Origin of the sequence: Corynebacterium lemuris (assembly GCF_024919295.1) — a bacterium.
Taxonomy (GTDB): Bacteria; Actinomycetota; Actinomycetes; order Mycobacteriales; family Mycobacteriaceae; genus Corynebacterium; species Corynebacterium lemuris.
The window spans coordinates 70,697-86,841 of sequence record NZ_JANWTC010000005.1 but is presented as its reverse complement, the minus strand read 5'-3'; the positions used below and the strand labels follow the sequence as shown (position 1 = coordinate 86,841).

Below are 16,145 nucleotides of genomic sequence, written 5' to 3'. Positions count from 1 at the left end.
ATGGCGACAGACACCTACACGGGCAAGCTCCCCACCCGCTGCCCCTACACCTTCCAGGAGATGCCGGATCCCATGGCGCCGGCATCCCCCTTCCTCACGCCCTCCCAGCGGGAGGATTACCTGCTCCCGGAAGGGTGGCAGGGTTCCGGGACGCTCACCTTCGCCATGGCCGGCGCACGCACCTCCGGCAAGAGCCTGTACATCGCGGTTGTGGTCAAGCTGCTGGAACGGCTGGTCATCACCAACCACGGCACCTTCCGCTATGCGGATGAACACACCCGCCGCACCTACACGGAGCGCTACGAGAAGCCGCTCTTCGAGAAGATGGGACTGCTGCCGCCGACCCCGCCGGCCGCTTCCGCGGATGCGCACCAGGACCGGCCGCTGATCTTCGACGTCGGCATGCACCGCCGGGACGGGGAACTGCAGAAGATCTTCGTGGTCATCCGTGACGTCGCGGGTGAGGACCTCAAGGAGGAGAACTTCGAGGAGCGGCAGGAGGATCTGAGTTTCTTCCGTTTCGCGGACCGGATTCTCTTCCTCTTCGACCCGATGGCGGTGCCGCGTATCCGCCAGCTGCTCGAGGGATCCGTCCCCAGCCACGAGGTCGGGGCGGATGACCCGACGGTCGTGCTCCAGAATGTCCTCCGTGTGCTGGGAACCGAGCACCGCACCGACATCGCGCTGTGCCTGTCCAAATTCGACGTCATGCAGCGGCTGGCCGAGGTCAACCAGGCCCACCACTTCGCCGACGGGCCGAACGCGGTGAACTGGCAGCGGGTCATGGGTAACTACGGCGCCTCCTTCCGCCGGGAGAGTGCCGCACTGGATGAGCCCTTCGACGGGGACAACAGCTATCTCCTCCACCTGGAGGTGAGCAGCCTGCTGCAGTGCCTGGACGCGACCCAGATGATCAACCAGCTGCAGACACCACTGTTCGGCACCGAGGCCTACCGGTACCAGTGCTTCGCGGTCTCCGCGTTGGGTGCCTCCCCGGAGGGCGACCGCGTCAGCCGCACCGGCATCGCCCCCTTCCGGTGCATGGACCCGCTGCGGCAGGTCTTCTCCACACACGGGCTTTTCGACGGCTCCGCCAGGACAGGAGAGTTTCAGTGAGCAACATCAACAACCCCCGCCCGGGCATGCCGGGGGGCTTCGCCCGCCCCGAGTTCACCGCCGGTCCGGGGATCGGCGGTGAGGGTCCCCGCGTGGAGGCGCACATCGCCTCGGTGGACGGGACCCGGGAGGAGATCGTCCGCCGGGAGCAGGCCCTCCACGGGGAGCACCTGAAGGGCAACCGGCGTCGCCGCTACAGGTTCCTCATTGCCGCGGCCACCGCAGTTGCAGTCATGGCGCTGATCGTCGCCCTCGTGCTGTGGTTCTGGATCGCCGACCCCTATTCCCTCGGTGCCACCGGTATCTGACACGGACTCGGACCCTGACATTGCACTCCAGGCCGGTGAGTGCTAGAAAAGGGACTTAGCACTTGATTCATTCGAGTGCCAGAAACGATGACTTCAGCGGGTGAGGTTGGTTCACACTCACCGACCGTGCCGTCGCGGGCGCCCGCTGGAGCGCAGACGCCGAGTGTCGTCCTGATAACTAATTGAGGAGCACAAACACATGGCAAAGATCATCGCCTTTGACGAGGAAGCACGCCGTGGTCTTGAGCGTGGCCTGAACACCCTGGCCGACGCCGTCAAGGTCACCCTCGGCCCCAAGGGTCGCAACGTCGTTCTCGAGCGTGGCTGGGGCGCCCCGGTCATCACCAACGATGGTGTGTCCATCGCCAAGGAGATCGAGCTGGAGGATCCGTACGAGAAGATCGGTGCGGAGCTCGTCAAGGAGGTCGCCAAGAAGACCGACGATGTCGCCGGCGACGGCACCACCACCGCCACCGTCCTGGCCCAGGCACTCGTCCGCGAGGGGCTGCGCAACGTAGCCGCCGGTTCCAACCCGATGGGCATCAAGCGTGGCATCGAGGCCGCCACCCAGAAGGTCACCGAGGCCCTGCTGGCCTCCGCCAAGGAGGTCGAGACCGAGGAGGAGATCGCCGCCACCGCCGGTATCTCCGCCGCTGACCCGGCCATCGGCGCCCAGATCGCCAAGGCCATGTATGCCGTGGGCAACGGCCAGGTGAACAAGGACTCCGTCATCACCGTCGAGGAGTCCAACACCTTCGGTGTCGAGCTCGAGGTCACCGAGGGTATGCGCTTCGACAAGGGTTACATCTCCGGCTACATGGCCACCGACCTGGAGCGTGGCGAGGCTGTCCTGGAGGATCCGTACATCCTCCTGGTCTCCTCCAAGATCTCCAACATCAAGGACCTGCTGCCGCTGCTGGAGAAGGTCATGCAGTCCGGTAAGCCGCTGCTGATCATCGCCGAGGACATCGAGGGCGAGGCCCTGTCCACCCTCGTGGTGAACAAGATCCGCGGCACCTTCAAGTCCGTCGCCGTCAAGGCCCCGGGCTTCGGTGACCGCCGCAAGGCCCAGCTGCAGGACATCGCCATCCTCACCGGTGGCCAGGTCATCGCCGAGGAGGTCGGCCTCTCCCTGGAGACCGCCGACCTGCCGCTGCTGGGCACCGCCCGCAAGGTCGTCATCACCAAGGATGACACCACCATCGTCCAGGGTGCCGGTTCCCCGGAGCAGATCGAAGGCCGCGTCAAGCAGATCCGCGCCGAGATCGACAACTCCGACTCCGACTACGACCGCGAGAAGCTGCAGGAGCGCCTGGCCAAGCTGGCCGGCGGTGTCGCAGTGCTCAAGGTCGGTGCCGCCACCGAGGTGGAGCTTAAGGAGCGCAAGCACCGCATCGAGGATGCCGTCCGCAACGCGAAGGCTGCCGTGGATGAGGGTATCGTCGCCGGCGGTGGCGTCGCCCTGCTGCAGGCTGCCGAGGTGCTCGTTGACGAGCTCGGCCTGACCGGTGACGAGGCGACCGGCGTCAAGATTGTCCGCCAGGCGCTGTCCGCCCCGCTGAAGCAGATCGCCCTCAATGCCGGCCTGGAGGCCGGTGTCGTGGCCGATAAGGTCTCCGGCCTCCCGGCCGGCCAGGGCCTCAACGCCGCCACCGGTGAGTACGTCGACCTCATGGCCGAGGGCATCAATGACCCGGTCAAGGTCACCCGCTCCGCCCTGCAGAATGCTGCGTCCATCGCTGCACTGTTCCTCACCACCGAGGCTGTCGTCGCCGACAAGCCGGCCCCGGCCGGCGCAGGTGCCGCCCCGGATGTTGACGGCATGGGTGGCATGGGCTTCTAGTCTCAGTTTTTCTGGGGCCCGTTCTTACGCCGCCCCCAGAGCCCTTTCAGGGTCCTCTGGGGGCGGTTTCCCCTTTTCGGGGGTAGGGAGAAAGTGCAGGTCGATCTTAGCTTGTCCTAAATCGATGCCAGCTCGTTATGTGTTACTGCGGCCATGTATCGTTTACTTGTTATTCACCTGTTATCACCTGTTTCCGCAGGTGGCGTTCTCTCACCTGCGGGAACTGTGACGATCCGCACAGAGTATAACTATCCGGATACGGAAAATAGGTCGAGAAATTTCCCTGCAACGCTTGACTGTTAATGAAGTTGTGACAGAATATCTTCCTGTGACGCCCTACGGGTGTCAGTCAACTGGACACTTTCCCAGCCGCACCCGGCTGGCTTTTCACGCAGGAGATAATTCATGGATCTCGATTTCCTTCAGGGTCAGTTCGCGGACTTCGGTACCTTCGGCAAGAACATCGGCACCGCTTTCCAGTACTTCCCGGAGCTGCTGCTGGACATCGTCGAGTTCTTCGACACCTCTGACAAGCTCTCCTCCAACACCGAGGACGCCCTGGACGAGCCGAAGCGCGGCCGCCACTAGTTCTGTGCTCAGCCTCCGGGCCGGCAGCCGCGCCTGAGCAGGTGCGGCACCACTGAAAAATATCCCACTTTTCTTTTCTGAAGGAGATCCACCATGTCCAACCCCCGTCACGATGACAACGATTTCGGCCAGTCCGCTGAGACCCTGAGCCGCCTGTCCTCCGGTTACACCGAGACCAAGTGGAAGGGTGGCGAGCAGGTCACCGTGGAGAAGGACACCATCTTCTCCTACACCTTCGACTTCCTGAAGGACGCCGGTACCTGGTCCGAGGCTGTCGGCAAGCTCATCGGCCTGGTCAACTAGCACCGCGCTGGAACACAGCTTCCGGAAGGCTCCGATCCATCATGGGTCGGAGCCTTCCGCATTTCCGGGTGACCCGGCTCGCGGCCAGGTTCGCCGCGACGCTGGGTTGTTCCATGACTAGACTGTTGCGCATGGCTGACCACAAGGACGACGAACTCCCCGTCATTGACCTGGCGAAGACTGACGGGTACATCGTCGACGATTCCGATGAAGACGATCCGGTGCTGCTGCGTCCGGACGGGACCCCCATCGAGACGTGGCGGGAGAACTACCCGTATGAGGAACGCATGTCGCGTGACGAGTACGAGAAGATCAAGCGTGCCCTGCAGATCGAGCTGTTGAAGTGGCAGAACTGGACCAAGGAGACGGGCCAGCGCCACATCATCCTCTTTGAGGGCCGCGACGCCGCCGGCAAGGGCGGCACGATCAAGCGTTTCAACGAGCACCTCAACCCCCGTGGTGCCCGCAACGTTGCGCTGGAGAAGCCCTCCCCGAAGGAATCCACCTCGTGGTATTTCCAGCGCTATATCGCGCATTTCCCGGCGGCCGGTGAGATCGTCTTCTTCGACCGTTCCTGGTACAACCGCTCCGGTGTCGAGCGCGTCATGGGCTTCTGCACCGAGTCCCAGCACGCGGAATTCCTCCGCGAGGTGCCCATGCTGGAGAACATGCTCCTCGGTTCCGGGATCTCCCTGACCAAGTTCTGGTTCTCCGTGACCCAGAAAGAACAGCGCACCCGCTTCGCCATCCGCCAGGTCGACCCGGTGCGCCAGTGGAAGCTCTCGCCGATGGACCTGGCCTCCCTGGACAAGTGGGATGACTACACCCGTGCCAAGGAGGAGCAGTTCCGCTACACGGACACGGATGAGTCCCCGTGGGTGACCATCAAGTCGAATGACAAGAAGCGCGCCCGCATCAACGCCATGCGCTACATCCTGTCGAAGTTCGAGTACACCAACAAGGACCACGAGATCGTCGGCCATCCGGACCCGCTCATCGTCAAGCGCGGTCGCGACCAGATCGGCGACTAGCCACCCAGCCAGGTCAGCATAACGGCCCGCCCACCCCGTTTTCGCCGGGGAGGGCGGGCCTTCGTGATGCCTCCCATGGAGGTCTGCTGTGCCACCGCCAGTCTGTGGGGCGGGTGGGAAGTAGAATGCGGAGTTCAGGGTAAGCGTCGGTGAGAAAGGCTAGTGACCATGGATGGACTGACGTCAGGAGGTAAGAACCTGGCAGGAAGTCTGGCTCTGATCGAGAACGAGAGTGGGATTCTGGCGGTGGGGGATCCTGCCGAGGTTGAAGCCTGGATCGCCTCCGCGAATCACCCTGCGACAGCAGTCCGAGAACTCGAAAATTCTCCTGCCGCATTTATGGGGGACGTGGCGAACATCCTGGGAATCGCGGGTGAGGTGGCACAGTTTTTGATCACGCCGGATGTCCAGACCGTGACTTCCTCCTCAGAACTGCGGTTGATCACACGGGATCTGAAAACCGGTCAGTTCATCAGCAATGTTCCCGTAGACCCGCAGGCACTCATGCTCGCGGCGGGGCCTCACGGTGCGTTCGTGTACGCATCCCTCCAGGCGATGCAGGTTGCGATGCAGGAGATTTCCGACGCATTGGACGATATGGCAGGGGACGTCAAGGAACTGCTGAATTTCGCCCACGCCGAGATGCTCGGAGACATCTACGGGCACCGGAAGTTCCTGCACGCCATCTTGGGGCGATGGAGAGAATCAGGTGCCCTCCCCACTGCTGACTGGGAGTCTGTGGCATTTCTTGGCCCGATCCTGGAATCGGGGATTGAGAAACTCCGTCAGTACCTGCTCCTGGAACTGCGTGATCTGAAACCCCAGGATGGTCCTGCCAGGAGGGCCGATGCGCTGACGAAGAAGATCAGGGCAGGTAGGTGGACAGGCATTTTCAAGCTGCTGCTGGCGGCACAGGATTCGCATGCCACCTGGCAGCAGATCCGTCTCATCCGTATCTCGGACCAGGAGGATCATCATCTTGAATCCGCGGTCAACTCTGCTCGCCAGGCGCTGAACAAGCATATTGGGGAGGATCGGGAACTGGCTGAAGAAGTAGGGCGGATTCTACGGACCTATTCCGTCATCACGGCAGGGGAAGTGTTCACCCAAGGAATTGGCACCCGTCGGAAGTTGACTGCTGCCCGTACTGAGCTGGAGAAGGCCGTCAGCGATTTTCTCCGTTACCGCGGTATCCAGGCCCAGGAGTGGGGCCTGGAGGAACACGCCCAATTGCGGGATGGATTCCGTCATGTCCAAGACGTCGCGGACGGTGCCCAACAGGGCCTGCGCCGAGGTATAGGTAAAGGCCTGATGGCACTGGGGGAGAGGATTAATCCAGGGGATCACGGGGACACGGAGTTCAGGGAAAATGGAACTGATTCAGGATCGAAGGAAAAATGAGGAAACCCCGGGCTTGAGATGAACAGGTGCCCGGGGTTCCTTCCCTGCTCAGAGTTCGCTCTGGTTCCTCACCCACGGTTCGATCGGGTTGCCCTGCCAGACGGTGTTGGCGGGCACCTGGTCACCGCGCATGACCAGGGAACCGGGTCCGACGGTGGCTCCTGCGCCGAGGGTGGCGGCCGGCAGCATCACCGAGTGGGCGGCCAGGGTGGCGCCGTCAGCGATGATGACCTGATCGAGGCTCATGACGCGGTCCTGGAACAGGTGCGTCTGCACGACTGTTCCCGGCCCGACCGTGGCGCCCCTGCCGACGACACAGAGGTCAGTCTCGGGGAACCAGTAGGACTCGATCCACGCGCCGCGACCGATGCGCGCACCCAGGGCCCGCAGCGCCAGGTTGAGTTCCGCGGTGCCGAGGCCGGGCACGAGGAACCAGGGGGCGGCGACGGACTCGACGAAGGCGTCCTGCAGCTCGTTGAGCCAGACGAATTCGCTCCACAGCGGGTGGTCGCCGGGGCGGTGCTTACCGACGCAGAACCACTTCACCAGCACCGTGATGATGATGGCCAGCAGCCCGGCGGCCATGAGGGTGACACCACCGGCCAGCCACGCGGCCCATACACCGACGGTGACCGTCAGCCAGTAGAGCGTGCCGACGACCGCGGCCAGCAGCATCGCCGAGACCATGGGCGCGAGCAGCCGCATCGTCTCGATGAATCCGCGGAAGATCTTCACCTTCAGGCCGGGGTTGTAGGTCAGGGCCTCACCACCGTCGGCGTCGACCTGGACACGGCGCATGCGTTCCGGCGGGGAACCCCACCAGTTGGTGTTGGCCTTGGCCTTCTTCGGGGTCGAGGAGAGCACGGCCACCAGGGAATTCTTCGGGAGCTTGCGGCCCGGTCCGGTGATGCCGGAGTTGCCGACGAAGCTGCGTTTGCCCACGCGGGTCTCACCGGTGAGCATCCAGCCGCCGCCGAGCTCGTAGCCGCCGATGAGGGTGTCGTCGGCGAGGAAGGCACCGTCGCGGACCTCGGTGAGTGCGGGCACCATCACCGCGGTGGAGATCTCCACGTCCTGGCCGATCCTCGCACCCAGACTGCGCAGCCACATCGGGGTGAGCTGGCCGGCGTAGAGGGGGAAGAGGTAGGTGCGGGCGTCGTCCATGAGGCGTTCGATGGTCCACAGCTGCCAGCCACGGAAGGAGCGCACCGGGGTGACGCCGGGTTGCAGTCCGAGGGAGAGCACACGCACACCCAGCCAGGTGGCGATCATGTAGAAGACGAAGGCGACCAGAGCCCCCAGCGGGGCGAAGAGCACCCCGCCGAGCAGCGGGTTGCCGTTGGTGGTCTGCACCAGGGCGATGGCCACGAGGGCACCGAGCGCGATGGCCACGAGCGGTTGCAGGCTGAGCATCACGGAGGTCAGACCGTAGACGGGCACCCATCGGGAACGCCGGGGCGGGTACTCGTCGGGGAAGCGGTGCTTGGAACGGCCGACCTTCTCCGCCGGGGAACCCGACCAGCGGGCACCGGGTTTGGCGGGACGGTCACCGGTGACGGTGGATCCGGCCTCCACGTGGGCGTCGGCACCGATGACGGTGCCGGGCAGCAGGGTGGAGCGGGCGCCGACGCGGGCCTCGGGGCCGACCTCGATGGTGCCGACGCGCAGGATGTCGCCGTCGACCCAGTAGCCGGACAGATCCACCTCCGGCTCGATGGCGCAGTGGTCGCCGAGAGTGAGTAGGCCGGTGACCGGCGGCAGGGAGTGCAGATCCACGCCCCGGCCGATCTTCACACCGAGGGAGCGGGCGAAATAGATCACCCACGTCGCGCCTGAGATCGAGTGGGCGCCGGAAGCGTCCACCCAGCGTTCGGCGGCCCAGATCCGCAGGTGGGTCGGGCCGCCGCGGCGGTACTCGCCCGGTGTGATGCCCAGGGTGATCAGGCGGGCACCCAACCCGCCCAGCGGCAGCCTGCCGAGCGGGGAACCGAAGATGATGAGCAGGGCCGCCACCAGCCACCAGGAGGTGTGCACGGTCCATTCCACACCGGCGAGATGGGCGAGGTTGCCGCCCAGCAGGATCCAGCCCAGCCAGGTGGTGGCCTGCAGCGTCATCATGGGGACCTGGATGAGCAGTTGTGCCAGGCGCGTGCCCAGACCCACCGGAGCAACGTCACGGGGGGTGACGGGCGCGGCGTCGATAAGCGAGACACCGGACTTCTCGGCGATGGCCTCCACAGCCTCGGCCAGCGAACCCAGGCGCGGGTGGTCGTAGAGGTCGCGGACGGCCACGGTGGGGACCTGATCGCGGATGCGCCCCACCAGCGTCGCGGCGGCGAGGGAGGTGCCGCCGAGGGAGAAGAAATCGGCGTCCGCGTCGGCGACGGAGGTGCCCAGGACGTCGACCCACAGCTCCGCGAGCCAGGCCTCCGTCGGGTTGAGGTCGGTGGCCTCCACACCCACGCCCGGCAGCGGCCAGGGCAGGGCCTTCTTGTCCACCTTGCCGGAGGTGCGGATCGGCAGCTCCTCCATGACGCAGATGCGGGGGACGAGGGCGGACGGCATGGTCTCCGTGAGACGTTCGTGCGCGGCCTCGTGGTCGAAACCGGCCGCGGGATCATCGAGGGAGACATACCCGACCAGCACGGACTGGTTTGCGCCGGTCTGCTGCACGGCCACGGCGGAGTTGTAGACATTCGGCAGGGCGGCGACGTTGGCCTCCACCTCGCCGAGCTCGATGCGCCGGCCGCCGATCTTGACCTGGTCGTCGACCCGACCGATGAAGTACAGGCCGTCCTCCTCCAGGCGGACGTGGTCGCCGGAGCGGTAGGCCCGCGGCCAGCCGACCGAGGGCATGGGGGCGTATTTCTCGGCGTCCTTCTCCGGATCGAGGTAGCGGGCCAGGCCCACACCGCCGATGACCAGCTCACCGACCTCGCCGACGTTGACCGGCTGCTCCTGCTCGTCGACAACGAGCAGGTCCCAGCCGGCCAGGGGTAGTCCGATGCCCACCGGGTGGCCCGGGTGCAGCTGGGTGGCGGAGGCCACGACCGTGGCCTCGGTGGGTCCGTAGGTGTTCCACATCTCGCGGTCCTCGGTTGCCAGACGCTCCACCAGTTCCTGGGAGCAGGCCTCGCCACCGACGATGAGCAGGCGGATGTTGTCCAGCGCCTCGGCCGGCCACAGTCCGGCCAGGGTGGGCACGGTGGAGACCACCGTGATATCGCGACGGATCAGCCACGGGCCCAGATCCATGCCGGAACGCACCAGGGAACGCGGGGCCGGCACCAGGCAGGCGCCGTGGCGCCAGGCCAGCCACATCTCCTCACATGAGGCGTCGAAGGCCACGGACAGGCCGGCCAGGACCCGGTCCTCCGGGCCCAGGGGACCGCCGGGGGAGTTGACCAGGAAGAGCTCGGCCTCGGCGTCGACGAAGGCGGCGGCGCTGCGGTGGGAGACTGCCACGCCCTTCGGTTTACCCGTGGAACCGGAGGTGAAGATGATCCAGGCGGTGTCACCCAGCTGCGGCCGGTGTCTGTCGCCGCCCGCACGCGGGGCGAGCATACGGAAGCCTTCGTCGGTGAACACACCGTTGATCTTCCCCTCGGAGAAGACCATCTCCGCGCGTTCCTCGGGATCATCGGCATCCACCGGCACATAGGCGGCGCCGGCCGCGATGGTGGCCAGGATGGCGATGTAGAGGTCGCGGCTGCCGGAGGTCATCCGGATGCCGATGCGGTCGCCGCGACGGATGCCGTTGGCGTGCAGCTCGGCAGCCAGGGTGTGGACCTCGTCCATGAGTTCGGCGTAGGTGAGAATCTCACCGTCATCAATGGCGGCGGCCCCAGGATTTTCGGCCGCGGTGGTGGCCAGGATGTCATAGAGCGTGCGCTTGGCCGGGGCCTCGCCGGCACGCAGGAACTGGCGCGGAACCTGGTGGATCGACATACGCTAGGCCCCCTTCGCCACGGGACCGTCAGGCCTCTCGGGGTGGGCCTCGGCTGATTCCGTGGTCAGCACCGCCTGGGTCAGCTTCCGCAGGTGTTTGCGCTGTTTTCCGGTGGAATCGTCCAGCGCGGTCTTCTCGGCCTGTGCGACGAGTACGGCGAGTTCGCCCTGGGCCTTCGCCCCGGCCTTCGTCGATGTGACGATCTGCCGGCGGCGGTCCTTCGGGTCCCGCTCGCGGCGGGCCCAGCCCTTCGACTCCAGGGCGTCAATGAGGCGCACCATGTCGGAGGCGTCGATGGCCAGGGCCTCGGAGAGCGCGGACTGGGAGGCGGCGTCGCCCTCGATGAGGCAGGTGAGCACCCAGTATTCGCGCATGGTGGTGTCGTGGGTGGACAGGGCTGCCTCGACGCCATCGCGGGTGCGGCGGCGGAGGCGTTCCAGCTGGAAGCTGGGTGATTCAAGCAGGGGCAGGGGCAGGCCGGTCTGCTCGGCGGTCTCCACGATGGGTGAATCCTTTTTATGTGGCATACCTGCAATGGTACGTGTCCCACCGTGGTTTAATTAAATCATGGGAGATTACCCACTAATTATTTCTCCATCGGGAGTTCCGCCTCGCGCCAGGCCCTGGTGCCCCCCTCCACGTTGATCGCCTCGACGTCGTGGGCCTGCTGCAGGTACTCGCAGGCCTGGGCGGAACGGCCACCGGCCAGGCAGATCATGTAGATGTCCCGGCTGGTGTCGATCTCATCCACGCGGGACACAAACTCAGAGAGGGGGATGTGCACGGCGTTGGCGGCGTGGCCCTCCGCGTACTCGTCGGCCTCACGGACGTCGATGAGCTGGGCGTCGAAGGGAACCTGGTTGACGGTCACGGTCTTCATGGGGGAGCACCTTTCTTCGGGACCTATAGGGCAACGGGCATGGATGGAAACTGTCCGCTATCCTCACCAAGGTACTTATGCTCGCGGGGCTGGGGAAGATCCCGGTGCCGGCCAGCTGAAACCCACGATGAATCCGGGAGAGCCGAATGGACACAGGGACGATCTGGTGGCTGGTGGCCCTCCTCGCCGCAGCCGCGGCAGTGATTTTCCTGGTGCTGGGAATGCGGGCCCGCCGGGCCGGGGACGGTGGGACGGAGCACCGGAGCCGGAAGGATCCCTTCGCGGATGTCACCGGCGCGCGGAACTTCGGCCCCGATGTCCTCGCCCCCGGGGCGATCATCACCTACGGCGGCGTCGACTACGTCGTCCGCGGCAGCGTGACCGTCACCGAGGGCTACTACACCTGGTACGAGCACATGCTGGAGGGCGGTAGGGGCTCGGAGTGGCTCTCTGTGGAGGTCGACGAGGGCCAGCTCAAGCTCGCCTGGTGGATCTCCCGTCCCGACCTGCATCTGGAGCCCGTCCAGCAGCTCCGCGTCGAGGGCACGGACTACCACCTGGTGGAGCGCGGCCGCGCCGAATTCCACACGGAGGGTGAGACCGGCCTCCCGCCCCAGGGTGAAGTGCGCTACCACGACATGGCAGCCATCGGGCGCGGCGGAGGTCTCCTCGGTCTGGAGAGCTTCGGCGGTGGTAAGTGGGAGGCCTCCCTCGGGTACACCGTGCTGCCCGGAGAGTTGTCCGTCTACCCGGCGCCGAAGCCGTGACGGCCGCCGTCGAACTGCGCTGCACCCCGGCCGATGTCAGCGCAGCCGCCCTCGGCGTGAGCTGGAACGGACCCCTCCCGGAGATCCTGGCGGACACCGTGATCCCGGCACCGGCCGGTGGGGGACACCTCCACCTCGCGGTCATCGGGGGCTCCCATGTCGTGACCGTCCACCACGCCGACGGCTCAGTCGTCTTCCGGGAGGAGATCTCCTGCACCGCGCAGGAGGCGGTGCACCCCCTGCCCGCCCTGACAGAGCACCACGGTTACCGGCTGGACACCCGCACCCGGCGGTGGAACGGGAACGACTTCCGGGAGCAGGCGGACGCCCTGCTCGACACCGCGGGCTGGTTCATCGTCCGTTTCCCCGGGCCCGGCCGCCACCACCTCACCGCCCTGCGCGGCGCAGCCACCGACGGTGGCTGGAGCTGGGACACCCGCCATCTCTACCCGGAGGAATCCACCATCGTCAGTACGAGGAGCACCTACCGACCGTGACCTCCACCAGATATTTCGTGGCCGCCGCCGTCGCTGCGGGCATCGCCGTGCTGGCCGCGCTGGTCGCGGTCGGCTCCGGCAACCTGGACGACCGCATGGACCAGAGCTTCGCGGCCACCAGCGCCACCACCTACCAGTGCACGGGCACCCCGGCAGAGACCGCCGACCGGATCGAGGAGGAGGTGGGCCGGGCGCAGTCGCGGGCCACCGACCCGGCTGACGGCAGCGAGTACCTGCGCTACCGCCGCAACCTCATCTCCGTGACACAGGACGCCAACGGTTCCTGCTCCATCCGGGTCGAAGATCTGGGGCGGGTCAACAACGGAACCTTCGTCTACCTGGGCACCGGCTTCTCCCCGGGTTCACCCAGCGGCTCGAGCGGCGGCTCCTCAGGCTCCGGCTCGGGTGTGAAATAATCCGCCCCCGCACCTCCCCACCATTCCCCCGGCACCAAGGAGCCTCACCCCCATGTTCGACACCCTGCTGACTGATTCGCTGGGCACGATCGCCTACTTCACGCTCTCCGCGGTCATCCTCCTCGTGGGTTTCATCCTCCTCGACCTGCTCACACCCGGCAGACTGCATGAACTGGTCTTCGTCGACCACAAACCCAACGCCGGGATGCTCGCCGCCGCGCAGCAGATCGCGCTCGGCATCATCATCGTCAGCGCCATCCTGCACTCCTCGGATGATCTGCTGACCGGGTTGGCGGAGACCGCCTTCTATGCCGTCATCGCGCTGGTGCTGCAGTGCGTGGCCCTGGTCGTCGTGGAGTTGCTGGTCCCGGGCCGCTTCCGCGACCTGGTGGCCGATCCCCGTCTGCGTTCGGGGACGGTCGTCGTGTCCGTGACCCTGGTGGTCATCGCCGCGATCAATGCAGCCAGCATGTCGTGAGCGGCAGACTGTGGCGCTGGCTGCTGCTCGTCGCGGTAGGGGTGTGCGCGGCCTCCGGACTCGTGTACGAGCTGGCGCTGCTCTCCCTGTCCACCTCCCTCAACGGGGGCGGGATCGTCGAGACCTCGCTCATCGTGGCGGGTTATGTCGCGGCGCTGGGCGTCGGCGCGCTGTGCGCCAAGCCCTTCCTGCGCTGGCCGGCCCAGACCTTCCTGGCGGTCGAGACCCTGCTCGGCCTGATCGGCGGCACCTCAGCGATCATCCTCTACGTCACCTTCGCCACCATCGGCCAGTCCACTGCCGTGCTCGTCATCGCCACCGCGCTCATCGGCATGCTCGTCGGCGCGGAGGTGCCGCTGCTGATGACTCTGGTGCAGCGCGGCCGACTGTCGGATGCCCGCACCGTGGGTTCCCTGCTGGCCACCCTCAACTTCGCCGACTACGCCGGCGCCCTGATCGGTGGCCTGGCCTGGCCCTTCCTCCTGCTCCCCGGACTGGGGCTCATGCGCGGCACCCTGGCCGCCGGTCTGGTCAACCTCGTGGCGGCGCTGTTCCTCGCGGCTGTGCTGCTGCGCCACTGGATCCCGTTCCGGCAGTTCGTGGCCTCCATGCTCGCGCTGGTGGCGGCCCTCGCTGTGCTGACCGTACTTTTCATCCGGTCGGAGGGCATCGTCACCACCGCCCGCCAGTCGCTCTACAGCGACCCGATCATCCACGCCCACCAGTCCGACTACCAGGACATCGTGGTCACCCAGCGCGGCGACGACCGTCGTCTCTACCTCAACGGCGGACTCCAGTACTCCACCCGCGATGAGTACCGCTACACCGAGTCGCTGGTCTACCCGGCGCTGTCAGACAGCGCCCGCCATGTCCTCGTCATCGGCGGCGGTGACGGACTGGTGGCCCGGGAGCTGCTGCGCATGGATCTGTCGGTCACCCAGGTTGAACTCGACCCGGCCGTCATTGAGGTGGCCAACACCGTGTTGGTCGAGGACAACCACGGTTCGCTGACGGACCCGCGGGTCAACGTCATCGTGGAAGATGCCTTCACCTGGCTGCGGGCGGGCAGTGACGGCACCGCCTACGACACCGTCATCATCGATCTGCCTGACCCGGACAACGAGACGATGGCCCGGCTGTACTCCGAGGAGTTCTACACTCTGGCCCACCGTGCCCTCGCACCCGGCGGACGCATGGTCGTCCAGTCCTCCTCGGCATTCACCACCCCGGATGTCTTCTGGCGGGTGGGGGCCACACTGCGGGCGGCCGGTTGCGGACAGACACTGCCCTACCACGTCCATGTCCCCACCTTCGGTGACTGGGGTTTCCACCTCTGCGCGCCCGCGGGAACGGAACTGTCCCTTCCGGCGGCGGTACCGGAGCTGCGTTTCCTCGACGAGGAGGCGCTCGCCGCCGCGGCCGTCTTCGGCCGGGACAACCAGCCCCGCGATCTGGAACCCTCCACCCTCGACCGGCCCTATATCGTCGAGGACCTGCGCCGTGGTTACCGCCGGGCGGGGGAGTAGAACCTGTGGAACACGATGTGCTGGTACGGCTGACGGACATGATCACCCTCCGCCTGTGGGTGGCGGCGCTGGTCACCGGCGCACTCGGCGGAGGGTTGATGCTGCTCGGCGTCCGCCCCGGCCTGGCATTGGTGACCATGGGTGTCCTGCTGGTGCCGGTGGCCATCGTGACCACCTGCGCATGCCTCCTCCGCCGGCCGGCTGACACGGTACCCCGGTGGCTGACCTGGCTGGGTGGGGCGGGTTCCGCGGCAGGTCTGGTGGGGTTGCTGATCTCACCGGGGCAGGTGCCGGCCATTCTCATGCTGGCCGTCGGGGTGTGGCTGCTGATCGTGGGACTGATCGCTCAGGTGGTGGTCGGTCGGCTGCGCAGCCCCGGAACCCCGGACACGACGAACCCCGCCGACCCAGCGGGCCGACGGGGAACAGGCGGAAGAAACTAGGCCTCGTCCAGCTGCTGCTCGACGATGTTCTCCTTGTCCTTCTCGGCCTCCAGACCCTCGCGGGTGTTGTCGCCGACCTCCTTGTAGCGGTCGATGGACTCCTGGAGGATGCGCTCAGCCTCCTCGCGGTTGCCCCAGCCGGAGCCCTCGACGTGCTTGCCGGGCTCGAGATCCTTGTAGTGGACGAAGAAGTGCTCGATCTCGTCCAGGGTGAACTGGGAGATGTCGTCGATCTCCTTGAAGTTGTCGAAGCGCGGGTCATCGAGGACACACAGCAGCTTGTCGTCGCCGCCGGCCTCGTCGGTCATCTTGAACACACCGATGACCCGCGCCATGACGACCACGCCGGGGAAGACCGGCTCCGGGAGGATGACCAGGGCGTCCATCGGGTCGCCGTCCTCACCGAGGGTGTGCTCGATGAAGCCGTAGTCCGCCGGGTACGCCATCGGGGTGAACAGGTAACGGTCGAGGAATACCCGGCCGGTCTCGTGGTCGACCTCGTACTTGTTGCGCGAACCCTTCGGGATCTCGATGATGACTTCAACGCCCATGCGTCAGACTCCTTGTAGCAGTTTAGGGGGATCGCCTGTCATCCTAGC

General features: G+C 66.1%; 17 protein-coding genes. 13 read left to right on the top strand and 4 right to left on the bottom strand.

The features are described 5' to 3' along the window. The 7 genes from NYP18_RS08410 (at nucleotide 1) to NYP18_RS08380 (ending at nucleotide 6,590) form a co-directional block, all read left to right on the top strand. Nucleotides 1–1,116 (top strand): TRAFAC clade GTPase domain-containing protein, encoded by a 1,116-nt coding sequence (locus NYP18_RS08410; RefSeq protein WP_259427745.1) that lies wholly within the window; start codon nucleotides 1–3, stop codon nucleotides 1,114–1,116. Then, nucleotides 1,113–1,424 (top strand): hypothetical protein, encoded by a 312-nt coding sequence (locus tag NYP18_RS08405; protein ID WP_259427744.1) that lies wholly within the window; start codon nucleotides 1,113–1,115, stop codon nucleotides 1,422–1,424. Before NYP18_RS08410 ends, NYP18_RS08405 begins: the two co-directional genes overlap by 4 nt. A gap of 199 nt (nucleotides 1,425–1,623) precedes the next feature. After that, nucleotides 1,624–3,267 (top strand): chaperonin GroEL, encoded by a 1,644-nt coding sequence (groL, locus tag NYP18_RS08400; protein ID WP_126119846.1) that lies wholly within the window; start codon nucleotides 1,624–1,626, stop codon nucleotides 3,265–3,267. Nucleotides 3,268–3,672: 405 nt separating this feature from the next. Then, complete coding sequence (locus NYP18_RS08395) at nucleotides 3,673–3,855, top strand: PorH family porin (protein WP_259427743.1); 183 nt, start codon at nucleotides 3,673–3,675, stop codon at nucleotides 3,853–3,855. Between the two features lie 93 nt (nucleotides 3,856–3,948). Continuing rightward, the gene (locus NYP18_RS08390) at nucleotides 3,949–4,158 is read left to right on the top strand and encodes a hypothetical protein (RefSeq protein ID WP_259427742.1); all 210 of its coding nucleotides are present in this window, start codon (nucleotides 3,949–3,951) and stop codon (nucleotides 4,156–4,158) included. Nucleotides 4,159–4,289: 131 nt separating this feature from the next. After that, complete coding sequence (gene ppk2 / locus NYP18_RS08385; protein WP_259427741.1) at nucleotides 4,290–5,189, top strand: polyphosphate kinase 2; 900 nt, start codon at nucleotides 4,290–4,292, stop codon at nucleotides 5,187–5,189. A gap of 168 nt (nucleotides 5,190–5,357) precedes the next feature. Continuing rightward, entirely contained in the window at nucleotides 5,358–6,590 is a 1,233-nt protein-coding gene (locus tag NYP18_RS08380) for a hypothetical protein (protein ID WP_259427740.1), read from the top strand. 48 nt (nucleotides 6,591–6,638) lie between these two features. Here NYP18_RS08380 and NYP18_RS08375 read toward each other — a convergent pair whose 3' ends face one another. Genes NYP18_RS08375 through NYP18_RS08365 form a run of 3 tightly spaced genes read right to left on the bottom strand, consistent with a single transcriptional unit; the run spans nucleotide 6,639 to nucleotide 11,419 of the window. After that, nucleotides 6,639–10,538, bottom strand: a complete 3,900-nt coding sequence (locus tag NYP18_RS08375) for a Pls/PosA family non-ribosomal peptide synthetase (protein ID WP_259427739.1) — start codon at nucleotides 10,536–10,538, stop codon at nucleotides 6,639–6,641. Between the two features lie 3 nt (nucleotides 10,539–10,541). Further along, nucleotides 10,542–11,066 carry a MarR family winged helix-turn-helix transcriptional regulator gene (locus NYP18_RS08370; RefSeq protein ID WP_259427738.1) on the bottom strand — a complete coding sequence of 175 codons (525 nt, stop codon included), beginning with the start codon at nucleotides 11,064–11,066 and terminating at the stop codon, nucleotides 10,542–10,544. Between the two features lie 59 nt (nucleotides 11,067–11,125). Then, on the bottom strand, nucleotides 11,126–11,419 hold the full coding sequence (locus NYP18_RS08365) for a rhodanese-like domain-containing protein (RefSeq protein ID WP_126119840.1): 294 nt from the start codon (nucleotides 11,417–11,419) through the stop codon (nucleotides 11,126–11,128). A gap of 146 nt (nucleotides 11,420–11,565) precedes the next feature. Between NYP18_RS08365 and NYP18_RS08360 the strand changes: the two genes are divergently transcribed. The 6 genes from NYP18_RS08360 to NYP18_RS08335 are packed head-to-tail and all read left to right on the top strand — an operon-like array spanning nucleotide 11,566 to nucleotide 15,546. After that, a complete protein-coding gene (locus tag NYP18_RS08360) occupies nucleotides 11,566–12,186 on the top strand; it encodes a DUF4178 domain-containing protein (protein ID WP_259427737.1) in 621 nt (206 codons plus the stop codon). Continuing rightward, on the top strand, nucleotides 12,183–12,683 hold the full coding sequence (locus NYP18_RS08355) for a DUF2617 family protein (RefSeq protein ID WP_259427736.1): 501 nt from the start codon (nucleotides 12,183–12,185) through the stop codon (nucleotides 12,681–12,683). Before NYP18_RS08360 ends, NYP18_RS08355 begins: the two co-directional genes overlap by 4 nt. Then, entirely contained in the window at nucleotides 12,680–13,099 is a 420-nt protein-coding gene (locus NYP18_RS08350; protein WP_259427735.1) for a DUF4247 domain-containing protein, read from the top strand. The genes NYP18_RS08355 and NYP18_RS08350 overlap by 4 nt, the downstream gene beginning before the upstream one ends. A 52-nt stretch (nucleotides 13,100–13,151) precedes the next feature. Next, nucleotides 13,152–13,577, top strand: coding sequence for a DUF350 domain-containing protein (locus NYP18_RS08345; protein WP_259427734.1), 426 nt, complete (start codon nucleotides 13,152–13,154; stop codon nucleotides 13,575–13,577). Next, a complete protein-coding gene (locus NYP18_RS08340; protein WP_259427733.1) occupies nucleotides 13,574–15,103 on the top strand; it encodes a polyamine aminopropyltransferase in 1,530 nt (509 codons plus the stop codon). The genes NYP18_RS08345 and NYP18_RS08340 overlap by 4 nt, the downstream gene beginning before the upstream one ends. 5 nt (nucleotides 15,104–15,108) lie before the next feature. Next, a complete protein-coding gene (locus tag NYP18_RS08335) occupies nucleotides 15,109–15,546 on the top strand; it encodes a hypothetical protein (RefSeq protein WP_259427732.1) in 438 nt (145 codons plus the stop codon). Here the strand turns inward: NYP18_RS08335 and NYP18_RS08330 are convergent. Continuing rightward, nucleotides 15,543–16,097, bottom strand: a complete 555-nt coding sequence (locus NYP18_RS08330) for an inorganic diphosphatase (protein WP_259427731.1) — start codon at nucleotides 16,095–16,097, stop codon at nucleotides 15,543–15,545. The two genes, NYP18_RS08335 and NYP18_RS08330, sit on opposite strands and share 4 nt — an antisense overlap. Between the last annotated feature and the right edge of the window lie 48 nt (nucleotides 16,098–16,145).

Coding starts and splice junctions, on each gene's coding strand:
- NYP18_RS08345 (WP_259427734.1), top strand. CDS start 13,152: ATGTTCGACACCCTGCTGACTGATTCGCTGGGCACGATCGCCTACTTC.
- NYP18_RS08395 (WP_259427743.1), top strand. CDS start 3,673: ATGGATCTCGATTTCCTTCAGGGTCAGTTCGCGGACTTCGGTACCTTC.
- groL (WP_126119846.1), top strand. CDS start 1,624: ATGGCAAAGATCATCGCCTTTGACGAGGAAGCACGCCGTGGTCTTGAG.
- NYP18_RS08360 (WP_259427737.1), top strand. CDS start 11,566: ATGGACACAGGGACGATCTGGTGGCTGGTGGCCCTCCTCGCCGCAGCC.
- NYP18_RS08375 (WP_259427739.1), bottom strand. CDS start 10,538: ATGTCGATCCACCAGGTTCCGCGCCAGTTCCTGCGTGCCGGCGAGGCC.
- NYP18_RS08365 (WP_126119840.1), bottom strand. CDS start 11,419: ATGAAGACCGTGACCGTCAACCAGGTTCCCTTCGACGCCCAGCTCATC.
- NYP18_RS08370 (WP_259427738.1), bottom strand. CDS start 11,066: ATGCCACATAAAAAGGATTCACCCATCGTGGAGACCGCCGAGCAGACC.
- NYP18_RS08390 (WP_259427742.1), top strand. CDS start 3,949: ATGTCCAACCCCCGTCACGATGACAACGATTTCGGCCAGTCCGCTGAG.
- ppk2 (WP_259427741.1), top strand. CDS start 4,290: ATGGCTGACCACAAGGACGACGAACTCCCCGTCATTGACCTGGCGAAG.
- NYP18_RS08410 (WP_259427745.1), top strand. CDS start 1: ATGGCGACAGACACCTACACGGGCAAGCTCCCCACCCGCTGCCCCTAC.
- NYP18_RS08330 (WP_259427731.1), bottom strand. CDS start 16,097: ATGGGCGTTGAAGTCATCATCGAGATCCCGAAGGGTTCGCGCAACAAG.
- NYP18_RS08380 (WP_259427740.1), top strand. CDS start 5,358: ATGGATGGACTGACGTCAGGAGGTAAGAACCTGGCAGGAAGTCTGGCT.